Genomic DNA, 21,137 nt, shown 5'->3' with positions numbered 1-21,137 from the left:
CTAAATATCCACCGCAGCGCGGATCAGCGCCGCCGCCTCGGCCGGCCTTGCCCCAACCTCCAGCGTGAAGGTCGGCACCGCCTTCACCAGCGCCGCGATCATCGCCATGCGCCTTTTCTGCAGCGACAGCAGGCCGGTCATGCCGGTCCGCACATTGTCGGTGGCCAGAGCCACCATGGCGTCTGTCCTGGCCAACGGCAGCAGCCGGGTCTCGGCGTCGGCCGAGCGCGCAAGATGCAGGAGCGCGGTGACGGGCCTGGCGCGCACATCCTCGACCCGAATGATTTCGCCGAGGCAGTCCAGCGAAACGGACTGCTCGCCCTCAGCGTCCCACTTCTCGCCGAGGCAAGGCGCGACGAAGGGCAGCATCGCCGCCGTGTTGCGGTGGACCTTCACCCGGCGCGGCATGCCCCAGGCCGTGATGCCCTCAGCTCTTGCGTTGAGGATCATCACGTCGTCCGAGCAAAGGCCGAAGCCCCGCGACGCAAGCGCCAGCGACGTCGTCGACTTGCCCGTGCCGCTTGGCGCATGGATGAGAACCAAGCCGTCCTTTCCAGGCAAGGTGAGACCCGCCGTGTGCAGCATATGCTGGCCGTCGGCGTCGAGCGCCGCGTCCAGCACCATCATCAGCAAGGTCCACTTGATCTTGCTGTCGGGATGAAGACGGATTTCGGCCCGGCCCTCACCGTCGCGGATCGACAGCGTCTGCTGGCCCGGAAAGACGAGATGGAAGACGCTGCCGGCGTCGATCATGCGGCAATGGCCGTCCAGCGGCACGTCGCCGTCGAAGGCCAGCTTTCCTTCGGGGTTCTCCTGCAACGCAGCCGTCTCGACGATGTCGACGCGAAAACCGGGCGGGACAGGCTCTTCCACACGCAGGGCGCCGAGCATCAGGTCGAAGCTTGGCCACAGATCGGCCCGCGCGGCGGTGATGCCTATGACCTGGCCGTTGAGGTCGTAGCGGAAAGTCTGGTCGCTCAAGCGGCCGGCGCCTTCATCCTGGCGGGGTGGCGATAGATCTCCACCATGCCGGGCTGGCTGTCGCTGACCACCGGCTTGCCGTCGAGGCAGACCCAGCAATGCGCCGACAGGCGAGGCTCGTGCATCGACCTGGCGTCGACCCCGAAACGCAGCTCCGGGTCGAAGCCGGCCATGCGCAGGAAGCGAAAACCGAGCAGACCTTCCCGAAGGCACCTGCGGTCGCGCATCAGCCAGGGGCGCCGCACCGTTCGCTTGACGTGATGGACGATGTAGGTCCAGGGCAAGTCACGATAGGGCGCGGGCGACTGCAGAGGCGCCAGTCTCAACACGCCTTCGAAATCGCGCCGGCCGACCAGCACCGGCATCAGCCGGGCGCTGAGCCACAAATGGACGCGGAACAGGGCGCGCAGGACCGGTCCGTCGGCCATCATGCGCCCGGGTCGGCGAGGATGCCTTCAGCCACCAGCTCGGCGGCCAATTCGGCCATGTCCTGGTCGAGCGTTGCCTTGTCGATCTCGAATTCGTCCGACAGCAGGTCGACGATCTGGTTAAGGTTGCGCGCGCCGTCCACCTTGTCGAGAAAAGCCTCGGTCGTGTCGTTGCAGGTATAAAGCTGGCCACTGCGCGCCAAAAGCACGACCGCGCCATCGCCGACATGCTGGACGGACGCGTCGTCCGCCATGCGCAACACCGTTTCAGAGCCGATTTCAGCCATCCGCCCGCTCCTTTAGCAGCAGCGCAATTAACGCGAGACGATGGCGCTGTCCATCGCCGGCGATAGCGACACGGAAGCGAACTGGGCTATATCAGTCGATCGGAGGGCTTTGGACGCCCGCCACCACATTCGAGAGCCTCTCACGCTTCACCAGCGTCGGCTTTTCGTAAGTTCTCTTCATCGAAAATCCCCCAAGTCAAACAACCCGCAGTGTGAACATGACGGGTGATCGCGTCCACTGTCAAGGCGGCGGTTGCCTTCCTTCCCCTGAGTAAGCTATGAATCCGCCGGGCTTTGGGGAGTGATCTGTATGCGTTACAATTGGGAACGGGCTCCGACGGCGTTCGAGCGCCACCGGAAGGCGCTGGCAGCGGCCATCCTGATCGCCGGCGGCGTCGGGCTGATGCTGGCGGCGCTGCCGCTCTAAGCCATCACGGAGTGACAGCGACGCCTCCGCCAGAGGCGCCGAACAGAGACGTTTGCCGGCGATGTCGACCAAAATGCAGGAAGACATGGCCGCGACGCGCGGCTTAGTCTATGGCAGGCGGCAGAACGTTTCTTGGGAGGAAGGCGGATGGCCTCACGCTATCACGAAGTCTATGCGGGCTGGAAACGCGACCCCGTAGGGTTCTGGGCCGAAGCAGCGAAAGCGATCGACTGGTACAAGCCGGCCGAAAAGGTCTTCGACCCGACGCAAGGCGTCTATGGCCGCTGGTTCGCCGGCGCCACCTGCAACACCTGCCATAACGCCATCGACCGCCATGTCGCGGGCGGCCGCGCCGACCAGCTGGCGCTGATCCATGACAGCGCGATCACCGGAACGATCCGGAAATTCACCTATGCCGAATTGAAGCGCGAGGTGGTCGCGCTGGCCTCGGTGCTGAGGCATCGCGGCATCGGCAAGGGCGACCGCGTCATCATCTACATGCCGATGGTGGCGGAAGCGGCCATCGCCATGCTCGCCTCGACAAGGCTGGGCGCCGTGCATTCGGTGGTGTTCGGCGGCTTCGCCTCGCATGAGCTCGCCACGCGCATCGACGACGCCAAGCCGAAGCTGATCATCTCGGCCTCCTGCGGCCTGGAGCCTGGACGCGTCGTCGCCTACAAGCCGCTGCTCGACAAGGCGATCGAGATGTCGAAGCACAAGCCCGACGCCTGCCTGATCCTGCAGCGCGAGCAGCTGCGCTGCGAGATGAAGGACAATTACKACTTCGACTATGCGGACGCAGTTGCCCGCGAACGGGCGGCCGGCGCCAATGTCGATTGCGTGCCGGTGCTGGCCACCGATCCGCTCTACATTATCTACACCTCCGGCACGACCGGGCAGCCGAAGGGCATCGTGCGCGACAATGGCGGCCACATGGTCGCGCTGAAATGGACCATGGACAACGAGTTCGGCGTCAAGCCCGGCGAAGTGTTCTGGGCTGCCTCCGACGTCGGCTGGGTGGTCGGCCATTCCTACATCGTCTACGGACCGCTTCTGCAGGGCTGCACCAGCGTGCTCTTCGAAGGCAAGCCGATCGGCACGCCGGACGCCGGCACCTACTGGCGGGTGATCTCCGAGCACGGCGTCGTGGCGCTGTTCACCGCGCCGACCGCCTTCCGCGCCATCAAGGGGCAGGATCCCAAGGGCGAGTTCGTGCCGAAATACGACCTGTCGAAGTTCCGCACCTTGTTCCTCGCCGGCGAGCGCGCCGATCCCGAAACGATCAAATGGGCGGAGCAGAAGCTCGACCGGCCGGTCGTCGACCATTGGTGGCAGACCGAGACCGGATCGCCGATGACGATCAACCCGGCGGGTCTGGGACTGCTGCCGGTGAAATACGGCTCGCCCGGCGTGCCGATGCCGGGCTACGACATCCGCATCCTCGACGATGCCGGCCATGAAGTCTCGCCCGGCACGCTCGGCAATGTCGTGGTCAAGCTGCCACTGCCCGCCGGCTGCCTGCCGACACTGTGGAATGCCGATGCCCGCTTCCGCCAAGCCTATCTCGAAGAGTTCCCCGGCTACTACAAGACGGCCGATGCCGGCATGATGGACGAGGACGGCTATCTCTATGTGATGGCCCGCACCGACGACATCATCAATGTCGCCGGCCACCGACTCTCGACCGGCGCGATGGAAGAGGTGCTGGCAGCGCATCCCGATGTCGCCGAATGCGCGGTCATCGGCATTGCCGATGCCATGAAGGGCCAGGTGCCGCTCGGCTTCGTCGTGCTCAATGCCGGCGTGTCGCGCGACACCGGCGCGATCGAAAGCGAGGTGGTGGGGCTGGTGCGCGAGCGGATCGGCCCGGTTGCCGCCTTCAAGACCGTGGTGACGATCAAGCGGCTCCCCAAGACCCGCTCGGGCAAGATCCTGCGCGGCACGATGCAGAAGATCGCCGACAGGGAGGAATGGACGATGCCGGCGACCATCGACGACCCCGTGATCCTCGACGAGATCACGGCGGCGCTGAAGGGACGCGGCATCGGCGTGTAGCAGCCCGCAGACGGCCGCGTTAACGAAGAATTCACCAGTTTGTCCTGCCCTGCAATCGCTTGTTGTGCAGCGCAGCAGTGGACCTTAAAGTTCGTTTGGGGGGCCATACCGAAAGCACGGCATGGCTCAACAAGAGACGACATTCGGCGGCGTCGACATACCGCGACGCCTTGCTACCGTCGCCGTCAACCGACCGGTAAAGCCCGGCGGCGATCCGCGCACTCTGCCGTCGCTCGGTCCCACCCTGTTCCGTCATCCGTCGACGGCCGCCGAGAGCGGTTCACCGTCTCGTGGAAACGGGGAACCGCTCGTCTGGCTGTCTGGACCGCCGGTGTGGAATTGTTCGCATTCGGCATGATATCGAGGCGCAAATCAGTGCAAGTATCCGAGCCTCAATCCGTGAGCCTGTTCCAACGATCGAAACGCCCTCGACCCGCGCCGCGCGAGCGCCTCGTCATGGACATACGCGACACGGTCGTCTACGCGATCGGCGACGTGCATGGCTGCCTTGACGAATTGCGCGCATTGGAAGGAAAGATCCAGCTCGACGCGCAGCGCTTCCGCGGCCGCAAGATCATCATCATGCTGGGCGACTATATCGACCGCGGGCCGCATTCGCGGCGCGTGATCGACCATCTGATGGCGCCGCCGCCAAAGGGCTTCCAGCGCATCTGCCTCGTGGGGAACCATGAGGTCGCGCTGCTCCTCTATCTGGACGGTCATCTCTCGCGTGAAACCTGGCTTGGCTATGGCGGCCGCGAGACCCTGTTCTCCTACGGCGTCGATCCTGACCGGCTGATAAGCCTCTACGGTTCGAGCGAACAGGCGGATGCGCGCATACGCGAGGCCATTCCCGCCAGCCATGTCGACTTCCTGCGCACGCTGCCGGCGATGGTCTGCTCAGACCAATTCGTCTTCGTGCATGCCGGCATCCGGCCCGGCATCGCGCTCGAGGCGCAGGACGAGGGCGACCTGCTCAACATCCGCGAGGAGTTCTTCCAGGCGGCGCATCGCCTCGACCGCTGGGTGGTGCATGGGCATACGATCGTCGACGCTCCGACGCTCGACGGGCGCCGGCTCGACATCGACACCGGCGCCTTTCAAACCGGACGGCTGACCGCGCTCAGGATCGTCGGTAAATACGGCCGGCTGCTGTCCTCAAACGATTAGGGCGGTTCACTCTTTTAGGCTGAACCGCCAACTCTGTCTTTCCGAACGGAAACCCGCCTCAGGCTGCCTGCTTGGGGCGCTGTTCGGATTTTTCCAGATAGTAGGTCGAATAGCGGTCGAAGAACCTTTCCGAACCACCGAGCGCGCCGTATTTGGCCAGCTTCTTCAAATCGACCTTGTTGAGCACCGCGCCGATCACCTTGTTGGCGATGTAAGGCTCGGATTCCAGCATCGAGCGAACCATGTTGCGCGGCGTGCGGCCCCACTCGGTGACCAGAACGAAGCCGTCGACCAGCGGCGCGAAGGCCTTGGCGTCGACGACGGGGCCGAGCGGCGGCAGGTCGACGATGATGTATTCGAACGTCTCCTTGGCGTTCTCGATGAAGCGCCGCATGCCGGCCGAGCCCAGAAGCTCGCTGGTGTGCGAGAACTGGCCGCGCAGCACGGCGGGAATGATCGCCAGCTTGGTCTGGCGATCGACCTTGCCGACCGACTGCCAGGTCTGGCCGTTGACCACCGCTTCCATCAGGCCCTGCTCGGCCTCCATGCCGAGGCTGCGGCTCAAGCCCGGATTGCGCAGGTCGCCGTCGATGAGCAGGGTCCTGGCGCCATTGGCGGCGAGCAGGCCGGCGAGATTCGCGGCCACCGTCGACTTGCCCTCGCCGGGCAGCACCGAAATGACGCCGATCACCCGGCTGCCGCGGTCTTCCATCACGACGTCGAAGGCGATCTTGGCGTTGCGCAGCGTCTCGGCGAACATCGAAGCCGGGGCATCGATGCTGACACGCATGCGCGCCCGTTTCTCCGCCGCGGAAAGGCTTGCCACCTTGCCGTCGGCCGGCAGGTCGTCGGCCTTGGAATCCTTGGCCTTGCCGCCGCCGATCGTCGGCAGATAGCCGAGGAACTTCAGACCCACACGGTCACGGATGTCCTCGCCCGTCCTGAAGAACCGCTCGTTGAACTCGTTGAGGCCGCCGAAGCCGGCGCCGAGCATCAGGCCGAGCACCAGCGACAGCGCCAGCACGCGCAAGGTGCGGGGGCTGGAGGCCGCGAGCGGCATCGTCGCGTCGGATATGATGCGGACCTTGCCGACCGGGAAGGACTGCTGCTGCGAGGCTTCCTCGTAACGGCTGAGGAAGGTCTGGTAGAGCGTGGTCAGCGCCTGGGCCTGCTGATCGAGCTCCTTCAGCTTCACCTGCGACTGGTTGTCGATCGAGCTCTTGCCGGCGGCCGTGGAGATCTTGTCGCGCAGCGCCTGCTCGCGCGCCTGCGCCACTTGGAAGTCGTTGCGGTAGCTTTCGGTAAGCTGCTTCAGCTGGYCGAAAATCTGCGCCAAGACGTCGGCCTTTTCCTTGGCCAGCGCGACCGCCTGCGGATGGTCCTTGCCAAAGTTGGTCTCGACGTCCTGCAGGCGCTTGGCGATGGCCAGATAGCGGGTCTTGAGCCCGATGATGACCGAGCTGCTCGGCTGGTCGGCGCCGATGGCCGAATCGTTGAAGGCGCTTTCGGAGCCGCTGTCGACGATCGCCTTGTATTGCTGGTAGCGAGCGCTGGCTCTGGCGGTATCGGCCTGGGCGACAATGAGCTGCGCATTGAGATCGGCGAGCTGTTTGTCGCTCAGCAACTGGCCGTCRCTGTTGGCGGAGAGCCCATGTTCGGCCCTGAACTTCTCGACTGCCATCGCAGCCCGCTGCGAGCTTTCGCGCARCTCGGTGAGCCGGCCCTGCAGCCACAAGGCGGCGCGCTCGGTGGCATCGAAGCTGGCGTTGAGCTGGTCAGCCAGATAGGCATCGGCATAGGCCTTGGTAATGGCCGTGGCCAAAGCAGGGTCGGGCGCCTGGTAGCCGATGGAAATCACGTAGCTGCGGCCGTTGCGCTGCGCCAGCACCTCGCTCTGCAGCTTCAACACGGCATAATCGTGCGTCGCCGTTTTGATCATGGCCTGGCGCGTCGCCTCGTCGACATTCTCAATGCCGGGGATGTCGCCCGCCGAGCTGCCGCGGAAATATCCGACCACGCCGCGCAGGAAGCCGATGCCCTTGGCCAGCGCCGATTGGGGCGGGTTCATGAACGCGTCGTTCTGATCGAGCTTCAGCTTGTCGACCACCACCGACGCCAGGCGTGCGGAGGTGAGAATCTCGACCTGGCTGAGAAAGGAAGCGTCGGTCTGAACGGTTTGTGACGCGGCCGAGATGTCGTCGACGACCTTGTTCAGGCCCTCGTCGACCAGGACGCTCGCCACGGACATATATTGCTTGGGCGTGGTCTGCAGATAGATCACGCCCAGGAACAGGCCGATGACGGCGCAGGCCGCTACGACCTTGGCCTGTCGGGCGGCCATGCCGAGCAGACGCTCGACATCGATGAAGTCTTCGCCCTTTTCCTGATCGGCACCGGGCAACGGCACCCTCTTGTCGAGAGGGAATTTGGCATAGTTCATGTTCGGTCCAATTCCAGGTTGCAGGCGCTATCGGCCTTGGTAGATCGGCGTCGTGACCAGAAAAGACCGCGCAACGTTGTTGCCAGGATGCGCCGGGCCGGAAGGCCCGGGCGCTGGAGTGGCTGTCGCGCCATCGCGAAACCGCATATGCACCCGAAAGATGGGCATTATGCGGCTACTTCCCGGCGCTCATGCGACCGGACAAATTGCTGCAGCATCTCGAAGACAGGGCCCTTCATGTCGTCGCGCGCCAAGGCGAAGGCGATGGTGGCCTCGATGAAGCCCTCCTTGGAGCCGCAGTCGAACATGCGGCCGTCGAAAGGCTGGGCGTAGAAAGGCTGGCTCTGAGCCAGGCGCACCATGGCGTCGGTGAGCTGGATTTCGTTGCCGGCGCCGCGTTGCTGGTTGCCGAGCAGGGCGAAGATCTCCGGCTGCAGGACGTAGCGGCCGTTGATGTAGAAATTCGACGGCGCGTTGGCGGGCGCCGGCTTTTCGACCATCGCCGTGACCTTGAAGCCGGAGCCGACCTCGTCGCCGCGGCCGACAATGCCGTATTTGCTGGTTTCAGCCGGGTCGCAGCGCTCCACGGCAATCACATTGCCGCCGGTGCGCTGGTAAAGGTCGACCGTCTCGGCAAGGCAGCCGCGCGCGCCGAAGGACACCATGTCGGGAAGCAGCAGCGCGAACGGCTCGTTGCCGATCACGTCGCGCGCGCACCATACGGCGTGGCCGAGGCCCTGCGGCGACTGCTGGCGGATGAAGGAGGTGGCGCCGGCGACGGGCAGCAGGCTTTCCAGCGATTCGAGCTGCGCCTTCTTGCCGGTCTGCTCCAGCGTGCCGATCAGTTCAGGGTGCAGGTCGAAATAGTCCTCGATGACCGCCTTGTTGCGGCCGGTGACGAAGACGATGTGCTCGATGCCGGCCTCGAACGCCTCGTCGACGGCATATTGCACGACGGGCTTGTCGACGACGGGCAGCATTTCCTTCGGCATCGACTTGGTCGCCGGCAGGAACCGCGTTCCGAGCCCCGCCACCGGGATGACTGCCTTCCTGACTTTCTGCATCTGGTCTTCCTTCTGAGAGAAAAAGGTTTCTACCTGTCGCCGGCTATCAGATCGCCCGCATGCTTTATCTCCCCACCCCCGCGGCGAACCTGCGCCGCAACCCTTCTGAGCCGGACCGCGATCGGCATGCTCAAATGCCCGATCGCGGCCGGATCCCTGAGCGCCGCGCCGATCGCCTTGAGCGGCGCGCGCGCCTTGATGTGCTGAACCAGGGACAGAAACGACGACGCCTTGCGCAGGCTGCGGCCGCGCCTGGCGAAGGCCGCCTTCGCGCTGCTGTCCATGGGATATGCCACCGCGAAGGCGGCATCGGCGCGCGTCATCGCCTCGACGTGATGCAGTTCGAGCACCCGCGAGATCGAGCCGGTGCGGATGTGATAGACATAGCCGACGGTCGGCTCGACGACGCAACGGCCGCCGCTGGCCAGCGCGCTGGCCAGAAGAATATAGTCCTCGCCGATGCGCAGCTTCTCGTCGTAGCGCAGCCTGTTGTCGTCGAGAAAGCGGCGCTGGAAGATCGGCTTGAGATAGCCGAGATTGAAGCGCGATTCGAAAATCAGATTGCCGTCGATGTAGTCGGCGAGCGAGATTTCGCGCAGGCCTTCGAGATAGCCGGCCGGAAACATGGTGTCGTCGGGGGTGCCGTCCTCGCGCACGACCTGGACATTGTCGACCGCAATTTGGGCACCCGCTGCTTCAGCGCGGGAGATCATCATGGCCAGGCGGTCGGGAAGAACCGCATCGTCGGAATCGAGCACCGCCACCCAGCGGCCCCTGGCCAGGTCGAGGCCGGCATTGCGGGCGCCGCCCGGACCACGATTGGCCGGCAGCGCCACCACCTTGACGATGTCTTGCGGATAGGCGCGCGCCACATCCAGCGTGCCGTCGCGCGACTGGTCGTCGACGACGATGACCTCGACGGTGACGCCAAGCTGCGCGATCGCGCCGGCGATGGCGCGGTCGAGAGTGGCCTCCGCATTATAGGCGGCGATGACGAAGCTGACGTCAGGCTGCACGCTTGTTCCCTTGTTCTGGCGACGTGAGGCCGTATTGGCGGATTTCGCGGACGCCGACCAAACCGCTGACGACGCCAACGTGCATAATGCCGCGCAGCACGCTGCGGTTCCGTCGCACCGGGCTGATCGCGGTCAAAATCGCCATGCCGAAGCAGTAGGCGGCCTTGGCCGAAGCGAGCCCTACCTGGCCGGCGCGACGCAAACCGCCGGCGCCGCGCCCGATCAGATGGCCATGCGTCTGGCCGAAGCGGAAACGGCGGCGGCGCAGCCAGTCGAACGCGGCCCTGGCGCGCGGCACGACCTCGTCGACGAAGGCATCGGGCGCAAAGGCGATGCGGCCGCCGGCCTTGACCATGGCATCGAAGAATTCGGTATCCTCGCCGCCGGTCTGGCCGCGCGCCAGGCTGAAGCGACGGCCGCGCAAGCTCGCATCGGTCATCGCGAGCAGGACGTTGCAGGTGTAGCCGGTGCGGATCTCGCCGCGCACCCAGACCGGCAAGGTGGAATGGAAATCGCCCTTCCGCATCCAGTCCGGCGCGTCATGGCGGTAATGCGCCCGCACCGGACCGAGCACCGCCGCCGCGCCCGTCGCGTCGACCGCCGCCATCAACTCGACCAGCCAGGAGGGCGACGCCGTCTCGTCGTCGTCGATGAAGGCGACGAAGTCCGACACGCTGGCGTCGAGGCACGCGTTGCGGGCGATCGAGATGTTGCGCGCCGGCGCGTGGCGATAACGGATCGGCAGCTTCAGCTCGTCGGCCAATGCCTTCACCAGCTTCTGCGCGCTGGGCTCATCGTCATTGTCGGCAATGATGATGCCGATCTCCAAACCCTCAGGCCTCTCCAGCGCGGCGACGGAGCGCAGCGTGTCGGCCAGCTCCGGCCGGCGGAAGGTGCAGATGCAGATGTCGATCGAGCGCCCGGCCATCACGCCACCTCGCGCTGCGAGCGGCRCATCAAAAGCTGCTGCCAGAAGCCGACGGACCAGCCGAAATGCATGACCATCGCCGAGACGCCGGCGAGCGCTATGCTGGCGTTGCGTTGGCGTATCGCCGTCACCAGCCCGTAGCCGAGGCACACCGCCGCCCACAAAAGGAACGGCACCGCCGCCAGCCAGTGGACGAAGGAGAACAGGGCAAGCAGCACCACAGGCGCAACCAGCAGCGGAATCATCTGCCGGACCTTCGGCACCATGCGGTGCTTCAGCACGTTCCTGGCGCGGCCGCGGCCATAGCCGAGATACTGGAAATAGAGGCTCTTCAGCGTCGAGCGCGGATAATAGACCATCTGCGTCCTGCCGCTCATCCAGATGCGGTAACCTGCCTGGCGCAGGCGATAATCGAGCTCGGCGTCCTCGTTGTGGCTGAAGCTCTCGTCGTAACCGCCGACATGCCTGAAGGCGGCGATGCGCATCAGCGCGTGGTGGCCGTGGTCGACCCACTCGCCCTCGGACATATGCCGGTGCTTCGAGCCGCCGGTGCCGAGCTTGGAATTCTGCGCCGCCGCGACCRCTTTCTGCACGGCGCCGGTGCCGGCGGTCAGCATCGAAACGACGACCGAATCGGCGCCGGTGGCAAGCGCTTCCTCGACCAGCCGGTCGCAGTAATCGTCCGGATAGCCGCCATGCGCATCGATGCGGATGAGGTAATCGGCGCCCTCGCCGAGGCTCGCCACCGCGAGATTGATGGCGGCGCTCTGGAGGCGCTTCGGATTGGCGAGCAGGATGACGCGGGGATCCTTCGCCACGATCTTCTCGACGATGGCTTGCGTGCCGTCGGCGCTGCCGCCGTCGGCGACGACGATGCGGCCGCCGAGCCGTGCCGCCGCCGGCCGCAACTGGTCGAGCAGGCCGCCGATATGAGCTGCCTCGTTGAGGCAGGGAATGACGATCAGGATCGACGCCTGCGTCACGGGTTCTTGCGCGTCCCCTGCCATCACGCCGCCGCCTCCGTCGTTGCAAAATTTGAAGGCATCGTGGCGAGGCCGCTCAGCTTTTTGACGAAAGCCGCGCAATCGCTGCGGTCGTAGCTCCAAGTCCTCGGATTGCGCGCCAGCACCCGCGACTTCAGGTCGCGATATCGAACCTGATCCATCCGGCCGAGYACCGCCCCGACGCTTTCGGGCGTCGCTTCGGGCAGAAGCACGCCGATATCCCGCTGCTTCAGGAACCTTCCGGTTTCGGTGTCTGCCATCGAGATCGGCACCGCGCCGAAACGGCAGCCCTCATAGAGGCGGTTGGGAAGCAGCCATTCGGAATTCTGGCCGGCTTCAAAGAAATCGATCGCCCAAGAGAAGTGCACCTGCCCGTAGATTGACGCCATGTCCTCCGGGTTGCGGTAAGGCCCCTCGAACGAAAGCCAGGGCTCGGCCTCGACGAAGCCATGAAAGTCCGGGAACTCGGACAGCGCCGGACGGCCCCTGAGCACGACCTCGAAACGCCCCGCCTGGCGGCGGGTGAAATCGGCCAGCAACTCCAGCGAGCGGCGGCAGCGCAGCGCGCCGAACCAGCCGATGCGCCAAGGCGGCGACGCCGGACTGTCGTCCTCGAGGGACCGCGCGGCGACACCGGATGCCGTCTCGAAATATTTGTTCTCGATCAGCTCGACGGGTGCGACGATCTGCCCGAACGGCTCGAAATAATTGGCGATGAAGGCCGGCGAGCTCGTCACCAGAAGCTTCACGTCGCGGGCGAGACGACGCTCGGCGCCGCGCAACGTCCTGCCGACTAAATCGTCGCGCAGCACCAGACGGTGAATGTCCAGGCACTCATAGACGATCGGCACGTTTGCCCCAAGAGCAGCATTGGCGCGGCGGGCCAGCGCCAGCATTTCGAGATTGCGTGCGATGATGAGATCGGGCGTGGGCATGGCGCCCAGCTTCGCGCCGATCGACATGGCTGCCTTGGCGACCGCGCCGAGGCGTTGCGCGAATCGGCCGTCGCGCGTCGCGCCGAGGTCGACAGGCTCGATGCCTTCGATCTCGGCGACCGGGCTGGTGGTGCGGCGGAAGCCCGCCAGGGTGACCCCGGCGCCGCCTGCCTTGAGCATCTGAACCCTCCGGCGCACCGCCGGGTCGGATACGTCATGCACAAGGTACAAGACATGCAGCATGTAACTCGACCGCTGTTGGGCCCACCCATCGGCGATGCTAGTACAGCTTTTGCTGCATCGCAACATTTTTGGTGCGACGAAGCAAACGCCTGCACATTTTTTGTTGCACTGCAAAAATGATACGATACTCTGGCCCTGCTTGGCGTCGATCTGGATTCCTCATTGGCTGCCAGCGTGGCGCACCACGCCAGGATCGCGACGCGGATCGCGTGGCAACACTTCGGCAAAACATGCCGTTTTAACCGCCGCTGGCCTGGCGACGGACGCGAAACGAGGTTTCCCCATGAAAGTCGTGATCGAAAACACGGTGTGTCTGAACACGGGCGATGCCGCGATCCTCTTGGCTATCCGCCATATTCTCAGATCGATCGCCGGCGGCGATGTGCAGTTCCTGGTTTTCGACAGTCAGCCCGACGTCGCGGCCAGGCTTTACCCGAAGAAAGATTACCCGGATCTCGAATTCCACAAGCTGTTGTCGGAATCCCTATTCAAGGATCAGCGTGGCGGCGGGATCAAGGGCCGGCTCAAGTCAATCTACAATCGGGGAGTCTGGCGCGCCTTGCGTCGCTTCGCGCAAACCGGCGCCGCCGGCAGCGTTTTCTTCAGCCAGGACGACCGCCGCGGCCTTGAAGCCTATGCGAACGCCGACCTGGTGGTGACGACAGGCGGAACCTATCTCGTCGAGAATTACGATCTTGAAAAGCGCCTCAATCAATTCCGCATCGACGCGATGTTGGGAAAGGACCCAATCTTCTTCACGCAGTCGCTCGGCCCGTTCAAGAAAAGCTACAATCGCCAGGAACTGGGCCCGATCTTTGACCGGGCTCCGCTCATCCTGCTGCGTGACGAGCGATCCCGAAACCACATACTGGACCTGGTGAAGGACCCGGGCAAATGCCATGTGGTCGCCGATGCCGTGTTTGCCCTGGCGGATTCCGACAGGATCAAGAAACTTCTCGGCACCGCGCCGGCGCCGACGGGCCGTGTCGCCATTTCCGTTCGCCACTGGAGCTTCGTCAGCGACGGTGAGGATGGCATGCGCCGCTATCTCGATTCGATCCGGGAGATCGCCACAATTCTTGTCAGAGACCACGCCAAAGAGGTGACCTTCGTCTCAACCTGCCAGGGCGTGCCGGAATATGCCCATGACGACGCCAAGACTGCGAGGGCGGTCGTGGGCGGACTCGACCCGGAGATCGCCAAACACGTCAATGTCGACGCCGCATTTCATACGCCCGACCAACTGATGTCGCTGGTGAAGGATTGCGACTTCGTCGTCGCGACGCGCATGCATATGATGATCATGTCGCTTTGCGTCGGCACGCCTGTGCTGCCGATCGCCTATGAATTCAAGACGAAGGAAGTCGCCAAGCGCATCGGCGTCGCCGACCTTCTGCTCGACATCGATACTGTGACGCCGTCGGAAGCAGCCGAAAAACTCGGCAGATTCATCGGCAATCTGGACCACTATCGGCGGGCAAGCCTCGAGGCGGTTCTAGATGAGCATGCGTCGGCAATGTCGGCAACGAGGCAGTTGTCGTCCGTGATAGGCAGCCGCTCACCCAATGTTGCCGGCAACGTTGGCAAGAGTGGCGAGYAGCACCCTGCGCGACTGCGGAACAGCAAGCATGAGGGCCAGGGCGAACCCGTAATTTAGGGCGATCGCCGCAAGGATCGCGAGCAGGTCCGACTGATTGGTCAGCAACGCCGGCAGCGACAGGTACGAGAGCCAGGCGAGCAGCGACGAGACGATGAAGAGCCCCTGTATGCCCAGGAAATCGCCGGCTGTCACCGGGCCGACACGATGGATCATGGCGGCAAGCACCGGGACGCGCAGCACATAACCGCTGATGGCATAGGCGGCCGCGACGCCGATCGCCCCCCAATGCAGGCCGACGATGAACGAGGCGACCGTCGTCAGCGACGAATAGATGCCCCAATGGAACATCGTCTTCGTCTTGCCCTGGCAGATGAATATCCACCCCGTGGTGCTCGATACGGACTGCATCAGGCCGGCGATGCCCAGCCAGGCGAAAATCGGCGCCACAGCCATCCAACGCTCGCCGAAGAGAAGCCTGACCACCTGCTCCGAAGTCAGCGTCAGCGTCGCAATGCCGGGCATGGTGATGACGGCCAGCAGCCAGTTTGTACGGACGTAGATGTCTCGAAAGCGCTGCTTGTCCTCATGGATGCGGCTGAGAAGCGGCACCATGATACGCGTCAGCGGCTGGTTGATGTTCTGCAGCGGAAAGAGGAGCAGCTTGTAGGCGCGATCATAGTAGCCCAGTTCGACCGCGCCGGAATATTTTCCGATGAGGATGTTGTCGAGGTTGCGGGAGAGAAAATTGACAAGGTTGAAGCCCGTGAGGTTCGCGCCGAACCTGAATATGTCGCCGTCGATCTTCAGATTCGGCCAGGACGGCACCCAGCGCGTCACCAACCAGCCGGCAGCCAGCGCTACGACGGCTGAAACAGCCGGCCCCAAAACCAGCGACCAATAGCCAAGCCCGCAATACGCCGCGGTTGCGGTGGCGAGCAGGCCGACGGCCGCGGTGATTGTGTCGTTGAGCGCAAGCTGGCCGAATTGCAGATGGCGGTTCATCAGGGCAAGCGGCACGGCGGCAAGACTGCCAAAAAGCAGCGGCACGGCGGAAGCAAGTGTTATTCCCCACATTCGCTGGTCGCCGTAGAAGGCGGCAATGGCGGGGGCCAGGCAAGCCACGACCGCCCCGGCGCACAGGCCGACAACCGCGCTCAGCCAGAAGACCTGGTTGAGTTGCCGCTGATCGATCTCCTTGCGCTGGATGACCGCCTGCTGGAGGCCGAGATCCTGGAGCAGGCCGACAAACGCCACGATCGGTCCCACGGAAGCCACCAGGCCGAAATCCTCGGGAACAAGCAGCCGGGCAAGGATGACGACCGAAAGGAACTGGATCGCTATCTTGAAGCCTTGGGCGCCAGCCGTGACCAGGCCGCCGCGCAAGGCAACGCGACCGAATTGAGGGGGCGGCGGGTTGGCGTTCATGTGACGGATCCGGTCTCCCCCAGCCGCGCGACGATCCGCGCAAAGCGTTCGTTCAAGATATCAGCATTGAAATCCGCCTCGACCTTCCGTCGGGCGGCAAGCGCTATCGGCTCGCACAGGCCCGGGTTCTCGGCGATCCAGGCGAGCTTGCCGGCAAGCGCAGCGACGTCCCGTTCGGGTACGAGGAAGCCTGTCTTGTGATCCTCGATCAGCTCGGGAATCCCCGAATGATAGGTGCTGACAGCGATCAGGCCGCCGGCCATCGCCTCCATGAGCGCAACGGGGATTCCTTCCAGATCGCCGTCCCGCCCGGCGACGCTTGGCAGAAGGAAGACATCCGCCTCACGCAGACGCTGCTTCACCTCGTCATGCGGACGCGGTCCGAGGAAAGTCACCCTGTCGGCAATACCGAGGTCGATGGCAGTGCGCTTCAACTGCTCCAACAATTCCCCGCCGCCGATCACCGAATAGATCCAGTCGCGATGCGGCAGGCGGGCGAGCGCGCGAAGCGCATATTCGGTCCCTTTTTTCTCGGTCAGCCGGCACACCGAGATGAAGGACAGCGTACGTCCCTGCCAGGAGCGCCAGCGATATTCGATCTCGCCAGGGCGAACGCCCATGTGGTGGACCGCGACCTGCGCCGGCTCGGCGCCGGCATCGATCAGGGCCTGGCGGAAGAACGCATTCACAGGCAGTTGGAGAGCCCCTTGTTCAAAAACGGGCCTGTAGTAGCCGAGTGCGTTGTCATGCATCGGCCTGCCGACATCTGTGCCGTGGAAAATGGTCACCAAAGGCGCGGAAATCCTGCGCCGCTTCATGATGCGGGCGACGCGCAGGCCGTTATGGCCAAAATGCGCCACGATCACATCGACGTTTCGCAGCTTGTGCGCGTTAGCCAAGTCGATGAAGGTCGAAAGCTTGTCCCAAAACCTGCCGGACCATTTCCTGAGCAACGAGCGGTAGCGACTGAGGCCACCCCACCAGGAAACGACGGGCCCGGGCAATGTCCGCCAACGTGCATCGTCCACGTTGCTGTCCTTGCCAAAGGCCATCTCGTTGCAGACGACACTGACTTCCATCTCTCTCTCGAGGCATCCGGCAATCTGATCGAGCACGAATGTCTCGGACAGGGTGGGAAACTTGTCGACTACGAAACAGATCCTCATCGGCAGGGTGTTCTCRCCCGGATCAGGCTGGAAACGTCGCCGGCAAAGCCTGACACATGCGGCATGAACTTTGACTCCTGTCGGCACAACCTAGTATGAGCAATGCTGCGTCGCAACAATTTTGGTGCAGCGCAGCAAATCAACTTTGTCTTCCAGCTCGCCAAACTACGCAGCGCGGCGAACGCCTTGCCGGGCCGCCCTTTCGAGCAGATCGAGAAACACCACCAATTGCCGCGCGGGATCGAGCTCCGGGCGTTTGGAGAAGGCGAGTGCCGCGGCCGAAAGCCGGTCGTATTCCTGGCGATCGTTCCACAGGCGCCTTACCGCCGCGGCCCAGTCGGCGAGCGGCGCGTCATAGTCGAGCACCACGCCCCCCGGACCGATCGCCTCGGGCAAGCCGCCGCGCCGCGATCCGACGACAGGGATGCCGCTGCAATGCGCCTCGGACGCGACTCGGCCCCAGGCCTCCTCCCATTTGCTCGGCGCAAGCAGGATCCTGGTACGGCCATAGACCGTCTTCATGTCGTTGGTGCGGTTTTCGAGCGTGACGTTGCCGAGCGGCGCGATGGTCTTCTCGACACGGGCGCGATGGTCGTCGTCCAGCTTCCAGCTCTCAACGAAGAGGAAGGGGATCTCCGGACAGGCGGCCGCAATCCTCACAGCCAGATCGAACCCCTTTTCCTCGTAGGGATTGATCATGGTGACGAATTCGCCGGTGGTGTGCGTGCAATAGAGGGCGTCGTTGATGGTCGGCGGAAGCACGACGGACTCGATGCCGAATTTTTCCTTGTAGACGCGCGCGGTGAACTCCGAATTGGCGATGTAAAGCGCCGAACCGAGTTCGCGCGGATCGCCGGCGAGCTCGTGAAACTCGACATTGTGCAGATAGACGACCAGCGGCACGCTTTCGGCAAGGAGCGCCTTTCCGAGCAGGACGGATTTGTGGCACTGCACGACGGCGACATCGGGCCTGGTTTTCCTGACGGCGAAGCCGGCCGCCTCCCAGGGGAACCAGGCGCGCAACACCGGATAGCCGGGAAAATTGTCGACGACCGCGGGCTGCCGCAACAGCTTCATCTTGGCGCGTGCCTTGAAGCCGAACATGCCGTCGCCGAACAGCGAGGCGAGGACCGATGCCTGGTGGCCATGCTCGATCAGCTGTTCGACCAGATGATGGGTGTTGGATTGCACGCCGCCGGTGAACTCGGGAATGTATCCATTGCCGCTTGCAAAAAGCACTTTCATCGGTTGGCTCCTAATTCGGTCCAGCGTTGTCCGGCGGCGCTCGATTGCAGGTCGTCAGCTTGCACTGCGTGGCAACGGAAGCTTCGACGTCATTGCCCGGCAGAGGCGGCTGACCGAGCCTGAAAGAGACAGCGTCGAGTACTCCCGCAAGAGCTTCGATGCAGGAACGAATTTTCCCGCCTTCAAATCGCGGGCGAGAAAATGCGGGAAGGAGTGCATGTATTCCCTGACGATGTCGGCCTTCAGCGGACCTGGCTTCCATGCCTTCACAGCCGAGACGAATTCGTCGGCGGGGGCGGTGGCCAAGCCCGTGTCATAGGCTTCGAAGGTGCGCCGCACGATGGCGCGTTCCTTGTCGCTGAGCGACGTCTTTCCGGCTCGCTCGGCAAGCTGGGCGTAGCGGCGGATGTCCGCGGCCGCATGATGCCATAGCCCCTTCCTCGCCATGATGCTCGAGCGCTGCAGCACCGCCTGCATTTCGAGATCGGCCGTTTTCGGCAAGGCCTGTTCCGGGCGATCGAGATATTCGTGGAGATCGACCGACTTGTAGATCTCTTCCATGATCACGCGGTCGTACGAGCCCCAGGCCTTTATCCGGTCGGTGTAGGAAATCACCACCTTGGTGCTGCCGCGGACCATGTCGTGCTGGCGCTGGAAGAACATCAGGCCGTCGACCCGGATCGCCTTGAACCGGCGAGCGAGCCTCAACATCATCTCATAGTCCTGCGACCGGACCAGGGTCTCGTTGAAGCCTCCCACCTCGTCATAGCATTCGCGGCGCACCAGGAGACCGGGTTGGTGGACGTGGCAATATTCGAGGTGGGAGGGGAAGAAATTGTCCGGGGTGACGTGGCCGAAGGCGACGATCTCGTAATCCTGCTCCTCGATCTGGGCCGAGCGCTGGAAGCGCGCATATTCGCCAAAGGCGAAATCGGCGTCCGGTTCCCGCTCGAAGGCGGCGAGAAACCGTTCCAGCGCCGTCGGATGCGCGACGTCGTCGTCGTCGAATATCCAGACGAAATCGCCCGTGCAGTGCTTCAGGGCGAAATTCAGCGCCGTCGACTTGCCGCCGTTTTCCTTGCGGTGATATTCCACCGGGGCCGCGAACGAGGCGGCGACCGCACCAGTATTATCGGTCGAACCGTCGTCCACGATCAGGATTTGATCCGGCACCACAGTCTGCCGCAGCAGGCTGCCAATGCATTCGGGCAGGAACTTCTCCCGATTGAAGGTGGGGACGATGACGGTGACTGTGGGTCTCTGCCGCGAAGCCATTGGTGACCTCATTATTTTATTGCCGATGCGCCGTTCGCCGGCGTTGTGTCGCGGACGTGGCGACGACAATTGTCCTCGAGGCAGGCAGCCATCGTCATGCCGCCATCCTGCCGATCGAGAAATATTCGATGCCGTAGCGCGCGATCACCTTGGGATCGTAGAGATTGCGGCCGTCGAAGATGACCGGCGTCGTCAGCGCATCCTTGAGCGCGTCGAAGGACGGCGCGCGGAAGCTCTTCCATTCGGTGCAAATCAGCAGCGCGTCGGCGCCGCGAAGTGCCGCCTCCTTGGTGCCGCACAAAAGCAGATCCTCGCGCAGGCCGTAGATCGCCTGGCACTCCTGCATCGCCTCGGGATCGTAGGCCTGCACCTTGGCGCCGGCCGCCCATAGCGCTTCCATCAGCGTGCGCGACGGCGCCTCGCGCATGTCGTCGGTGTTGGGCTTGAAGGCCAGCCCCCAGACGGCAAACGTCTTGCCCCTGAGAGCGCCCTTGAAATAATGGTTGACCTTGTCGAACAGGACCGACTTCTGCGCATTGTTGCGCTCCTCGACGGCGCGCAGCAATTTGGCGTCGAACTTGACGCCCTCGGCGGTCTTGATCAGCGCGCGCACATCCTTCGGGAAGCAGGAGCCGCCATAGCCGAGACCGGGATAGATGAAGTGGTAGCCGATGCGCGGATCCGAGCCGATGCCCTTGCGCACCTCCTCGATGTCGGCACCCAGCTGCTCGGCGAGATTGGCCATCTCGTTCATGAAGCTGATCTTGGTCGCCAGCATGCAATTGGCTGCGTATTTGGTGAATTCGGCGCTGCGCACATCCATCACGATCATCTTCTCGTGATTGCGGTTGAAGGGCGCGTAGAGCTCGCGCATCACCATCTCGGTGTCCTCGCTGGAGGTGCCGACGATGATGCGGTCCGGCTTCATGCAGTCGGCGACCGCCGAGCCTTCCTTGAGGAATTCGGGGTTCGAGGCGACATCGAAGGCGAGGTCCTCGCGGCCGCGCTTCTTCAGCGTCTCGGCGATCCTGGCCTTCACCTTTTCGCAAGTGCCGACCGGCACGGTCGACTTGCCGACGACGATCTTGGGGCTGTCCATCTCGCGGCCGATGGTCTCGGCGACGGCGAGCACATATTTCAGATCGGCCGAGCCATCCTCGCCGGGCGGCGTGCCGACCGCGATCATCTGGATCTGGCCATGCCTGACCGCCGCTGCCGCGTCCGTGGTGAAGCGGATGCGGCCGGCCGCGTGGTTTTCCTTGACGAGGCTTTCGAGGCCCGGTTCGAAAATCGGGATCAAACCCTGGTTGAGCCGCTCCACCTTCTTCTCGTCGATATCGACGCACACCACCTCGTGTCCGACCTCGGCAAGCACAGCGGCCTGGACGAGACCGACGTAACCAATCCCAAACACCGTCAAATTCATTTTGGTTCTATTCCTGTCAAAG

At 63.8% G+C, this 21,137-nt stretch carries 18 protein-coding genes; 3 read left to right on the top strand and 15 right to left on the bottom strand.

Annotation, left to right across the window (positions count from 1 at the left end):
- The 4 genes from LCM4577_RS03615 to LCM4577_RS03600 all read right to left on the bottom strand — a co-directional run bounded on the left by LCM4577_RS03615 (position 1) and on the right by LCM4577_RS03600 (position 1,877).
- Positions 1 to 981: a serine kinase gene (locus LCM4577_RS03615; RefSeq protein ID WP_071069643.1), complete on the bottom strand. Its 981-nt coding sequence runs from the start codon at positions 979 to 981 to the stop codon at positions 1 to 3.
- Positions 978 to 1,409 (bottom strand): lasso peptide biosynthesis B2 protein, encoded by a 432-nt coding sequence (locus tag LCM4577_RS03610; protein WP_071069889.1) that lies wholly within the window; start codon positions 1,407 to 1,409, stop codon positions 978 to 980. Before LCM4577_RS03610 ends, LCM4577_RS03615 begins: the two co-directional genes overlap by 4 nt.
- On the bottom strand, positions 1,409 to 1,696 hold the full coding sequence (locus tag LCM4577_RS03605) for a PqqD family protein (RefSeq protein WP_071069641.1): 288 nt from the start codon (positions 1,694 to 1,696) through the stop codon (positions 1,409 to 1,411). The genes LCM4577_RS03610 and LCM4577_RS03605 overlap by 1 nt, the downstream gene beginning before the upstream one ends.
- A gap of 91 nt (positions 1,697 to 1,787) precedes the next feature.
- Entirely contained in the window at positions 1,788 to 1,877 is a 90-nt protein-coding gene (locus LCM4577_RS03600; RefSeq protein WP_198541015.1) for a putative RiPP precursor, read from the bottom strand.
- Positions 1,878 to 2,270: 393 nt separating this feature from the next.
- On the opposite strand from LCM4577_RS03600, the gene LCM4577_RS03595 reads away from it, so the two are divergent.
- Both LCM4577_RS03595 and LCM4577_RS03590 read left to right on the top strand, forming a co-directional pair.
- On the top strand, positions 2,271 to 4,178 hold the full coding sequence (locus LCM4577_RS03595; RefSeq protein ID WP_071069639.1) for a propionyl-CoA synthetase: 1,908 nt from the start codon (positions 2,271 to 2,273) through the stop codon (positions 4,176 to 4,178).
- Positions 4,179 to 4,634: 456 nt separating this feature from the next.
- Positions 4,635 to 5,348, top strand: coding sequence for a metallophosphoesterase (locus tag LCM4577_RS03590; protein WP_064745047.1), 714 nt, complete (start codon positions 4,635 to 4,637; stop codon positions 5,346 to 5,348).
- A 58-nt stretch (positions 5,349 to 5,406) separates the two neighbouring features.
- On the opposite strand, the gene LCM4577_RS03585 is transcribed toward LCM4577_RS03590, so the two are convergent.
- The 6 genes from LCM4577_RS03585 to LCM4577_RS03560 all read right to left on the bottom strand — a co-directional run bounded on the left by LCM4577_RS03585 (position 5,407) and on the right by LCM4577_RS03560 (position 12,978).
- On the bottom strand, positions 5,407 to 7,788 hold the full coding sequence (locus LCM4577_RS03585; protein WP_071069637.1) for a polysaccharide biosynthesis tyrosine autokinase: 2,382 nt from the start codon (positions 7,786 to 7,788) through the stop codon (positions 5,407 to 5,409).
- 167 nt (positions 7,789 to 7,955) lie between these two features.
- Positions 7,956 to 8,852 (bottom strand): UTP--glucose-1-phosphate uridylyltransferase GalU, encoded by an 897-nt coding sequence (gene galU / locus LCM4577_RS03580; protein WP_041001220.1) that lies wholly within the window; start codon positions 8,850 to 8,852, stop codon positions 7,956 to 7,958.
- A gap of 29 nt (positions 8,853 to 8,881) precedes the next feature.
- Entirely contained in the window at positions 8,882 to 9,868 is a 987-nt protein-coding gene (locus LCM4577_RS03575) for a glycosyltransferase family 2 protein (protein ID WP_071069635.1), read from the bottom strand.
- On the bottom strand, positions 9,858 to 10,796 hold the full coding sequence (locus tag LCM4577_RS03570; protein WP_071036428.1) for a glycosyltransferase family 2 protein: 939 nt from the start codon (positions 10,794 to 10,796) through the stop codon (positions 9,858 to 9,860). The genes LCM4577_RS03575 and LCM4577_RS03570 overlap by 11 nt, the downstream gene beginning before the upstream one ends.
- Positions 10,796 to 11,803: a glycosyltransferase family 2 protein gene (locus LCM4577_RS03565; protein ID WP_116389963.1), complete on the bottom strand. Its 1,008-nt coding sequence runs from the start codon at positions 11,801 to 11,803 to the stop codon at positions 10,796 to 10,798. Before LCM4577_RS03565 ends, LCM4577_RS03570 begins: the two co-directional genes overlap by 1 nt.
- On the bottom strand, positions 11,803 to 12,978 hold the full coding sequence (locus LCM4577_RS03560) for a glycosyl transferase family 1 (RefSeq protein ID WP_071069633.1): 1,176 nt from the start codon (positions 12,976 to 12,978) through the stop codon (positions 11,803 to 11,805). Before LCM4577_RS03560 ends, LCM4577_RS03565 begins: the two co-directional genes overlap by 1 nt.
- 139 nt (positions 12,979 to 13,117) lie before the next feature.
- Between LCM4577_RS03560 and LCM4577_RS03555 the strand changes: the two genes are divergently transcribed.
- Positions 13,118 to 14,635 carry a polysaccharide pyruvyl transferase family protein gene (locus LCM4577_RS03555; RefSeq protein WP_244508203.1) on the top strand — a complete coding sequence of 506 codons (1,518 nt, stop codon included), beginning with the start codon at positions 13,118 to 13,120 and terminating at the stop codon, positions 14,633 to 14,635.
- On the opposite strand, the gene LCM4577_RS03550 is transcribed toward LCM4577_RS03555, so the two are convergent.
- From LCM4577_RS03550 to LCM4577_RS03530, 5 genes are all read right to left on the bottom strand, one after another.
- A complete protein-coding gene (locus LCM4577_RS03550) occupies positions 14,537 to 16,003 on the bottom strand; it encodes a lipopolysaccharide biosynthesis protein (RefSeq protein WP_071069630.1) in 1,467 nt (488 codons plus the stop codon). The genes LCM4577_RS03555 and LCM4577_RS03550 overlap by 99 nt on opposite strands.
- Positions 16,000 to 17,169, bottom strand: coding sequence for a glycosyltransferase (locus LCM4577_RS03545; protein ID WP_071069628.1), 1,170 nt, complete (start codon positions 17,167 to 17,169; stop codon positions 16,000 to 16,002). The genes LCM4577_RS03550 and LCM4577_RS03545 overlap by 4 nt, the downstream gene beginning before the upstream one ends.
- 165 nt (positions 17,170 to 17,334) lie before the next feature.
- A complete protein-coding gene (locus LCM4577_RS03540) occupies positions 17,335 to 18,414 on the bottom strand; it encodes a glycosyltransferase (RefSeq protein ID WP_071036433.1) in 1,080 nt (359 codons plus the stop codon).
- A 54-nt stretch (positions 18,415 to 18,468) separates the two neighbouring features.
- Positions 18,469 to 19,689, bottom strand: coding sequence for a glycosyltransferase family A protein (locus tag LCM4577_RS03535; RefSeq protein ID WP_071069626.1), 1,221 nt, complete (start codon positions 19,687 to 19,689; stop codon positions 18,469 to 18,471).
- A 94-nt stretch (positions 19,690 to 19,783) separates the two neighbouring features.
- Entirely contained in the window at positions 19,784 to 21,115 is a 1,332-nt protein-coding gene (locus LCM4577_RS03530) for a UDP-glucose/GDP-mannose dehydrogenase family protein (protein WP_040988726.1), read from the bottom strand.
- Positions 21,116 to 21,137: the final 22 nt, after the last annotated feature.

Source organism: Mesorhizobium sp. LCM 4577 (assembly GCF_001854795.2).
In the GTDB taxonomy this organism is placed as follows: Bacteria; Pseudomonadota; Alphaproteobacteria; order Rhizobiales; family Rhizobiaceae; genus Mesorhizobium; species Mesorhizobium plurifarium.
This window is presented reverse-complemented; position numbering and strand designations above follow the sequence as displayed.

What these genes read in the sequence shown, in the direction of transcription:
- LCM4577_RS03600 (WP_198541015.1), bottom strand. Translation starts at nt 1,877, where the DNA reads ATGAAGAGAACTTACGAAAAGCCGACGCTGGTGAAGCGTGAGAGGCTC.
- LCM4577_RS03545 (WP_071069628.1), bottom strand. Translation starts at nt 17,169, where the DNA reads ATGAGGATCTGTTTCGTAGTCGACAAGTTTCCCACCCTGTCCGAGACA.
- LCM4577_RS03540 (WP_071036433.1), bottom strand. Translation starts at nt 18,414, where the DNA reads ATGAAAGTGCTTTTTGCAAGCGGCAATGGATACATTCCCGAGTTCACC.
- LCM4577_RS03530 (WP_040988726.1), bottom strand. Translation starts at nt 21,115, where the DNA reads ATGAATTTGACGGTGTTTGGGATTGGTTACGTCGGTCTCGTCCAGGCC.
- LCM4577_RS03570 (WP_071036428.1), bottom strand. Translation starts at nt 10,796, where the DNA reads ATGGCCGGGCGCTCGATCGACATCTGCATCTGCACCTTCCGCCGGCCG.
- LCM4577_RS03605 (WP_071069641.1), bottom strand. Translation starts at nt 1,696, where the DNA reads ATGGCTGAAATCGGCTCTGAAACGGTGTTGCGCATGGCGGACGACGCG.
- galU (WP_041001220.1), bottom strand. Translation starts at nt 8,852, where the DNA reads ATGCAGAAAGTCAGGAAGGCAGTCATCCCGGTGGCGGGGCTCGGAACG.
- LCM4577_RS03535 (WP_071069626.1), bottom strand. Translation starts at nt 19,689, where the DNA reads ATGGCTTCGCGGCAGAGACCCACAGTCACCGTCATCGTCCCCACCTTC.
- LCM4577_RS03610 (WP_071069889.1), bottom strand. Translation starts at nt 1,409, where the DNA reads ATGGCCGACGGACCGGTCCTGCGCGCCCTGTTCCGCGTCCATTTGTGG.
- LCM4577_RS03590 (WP_064745047.1), top strand. Translation starts at nt 4,635, where the DNA reads ATGGACATACGCGACACGGTCGTCTACGCGATCGGCGACGTGCATGGC.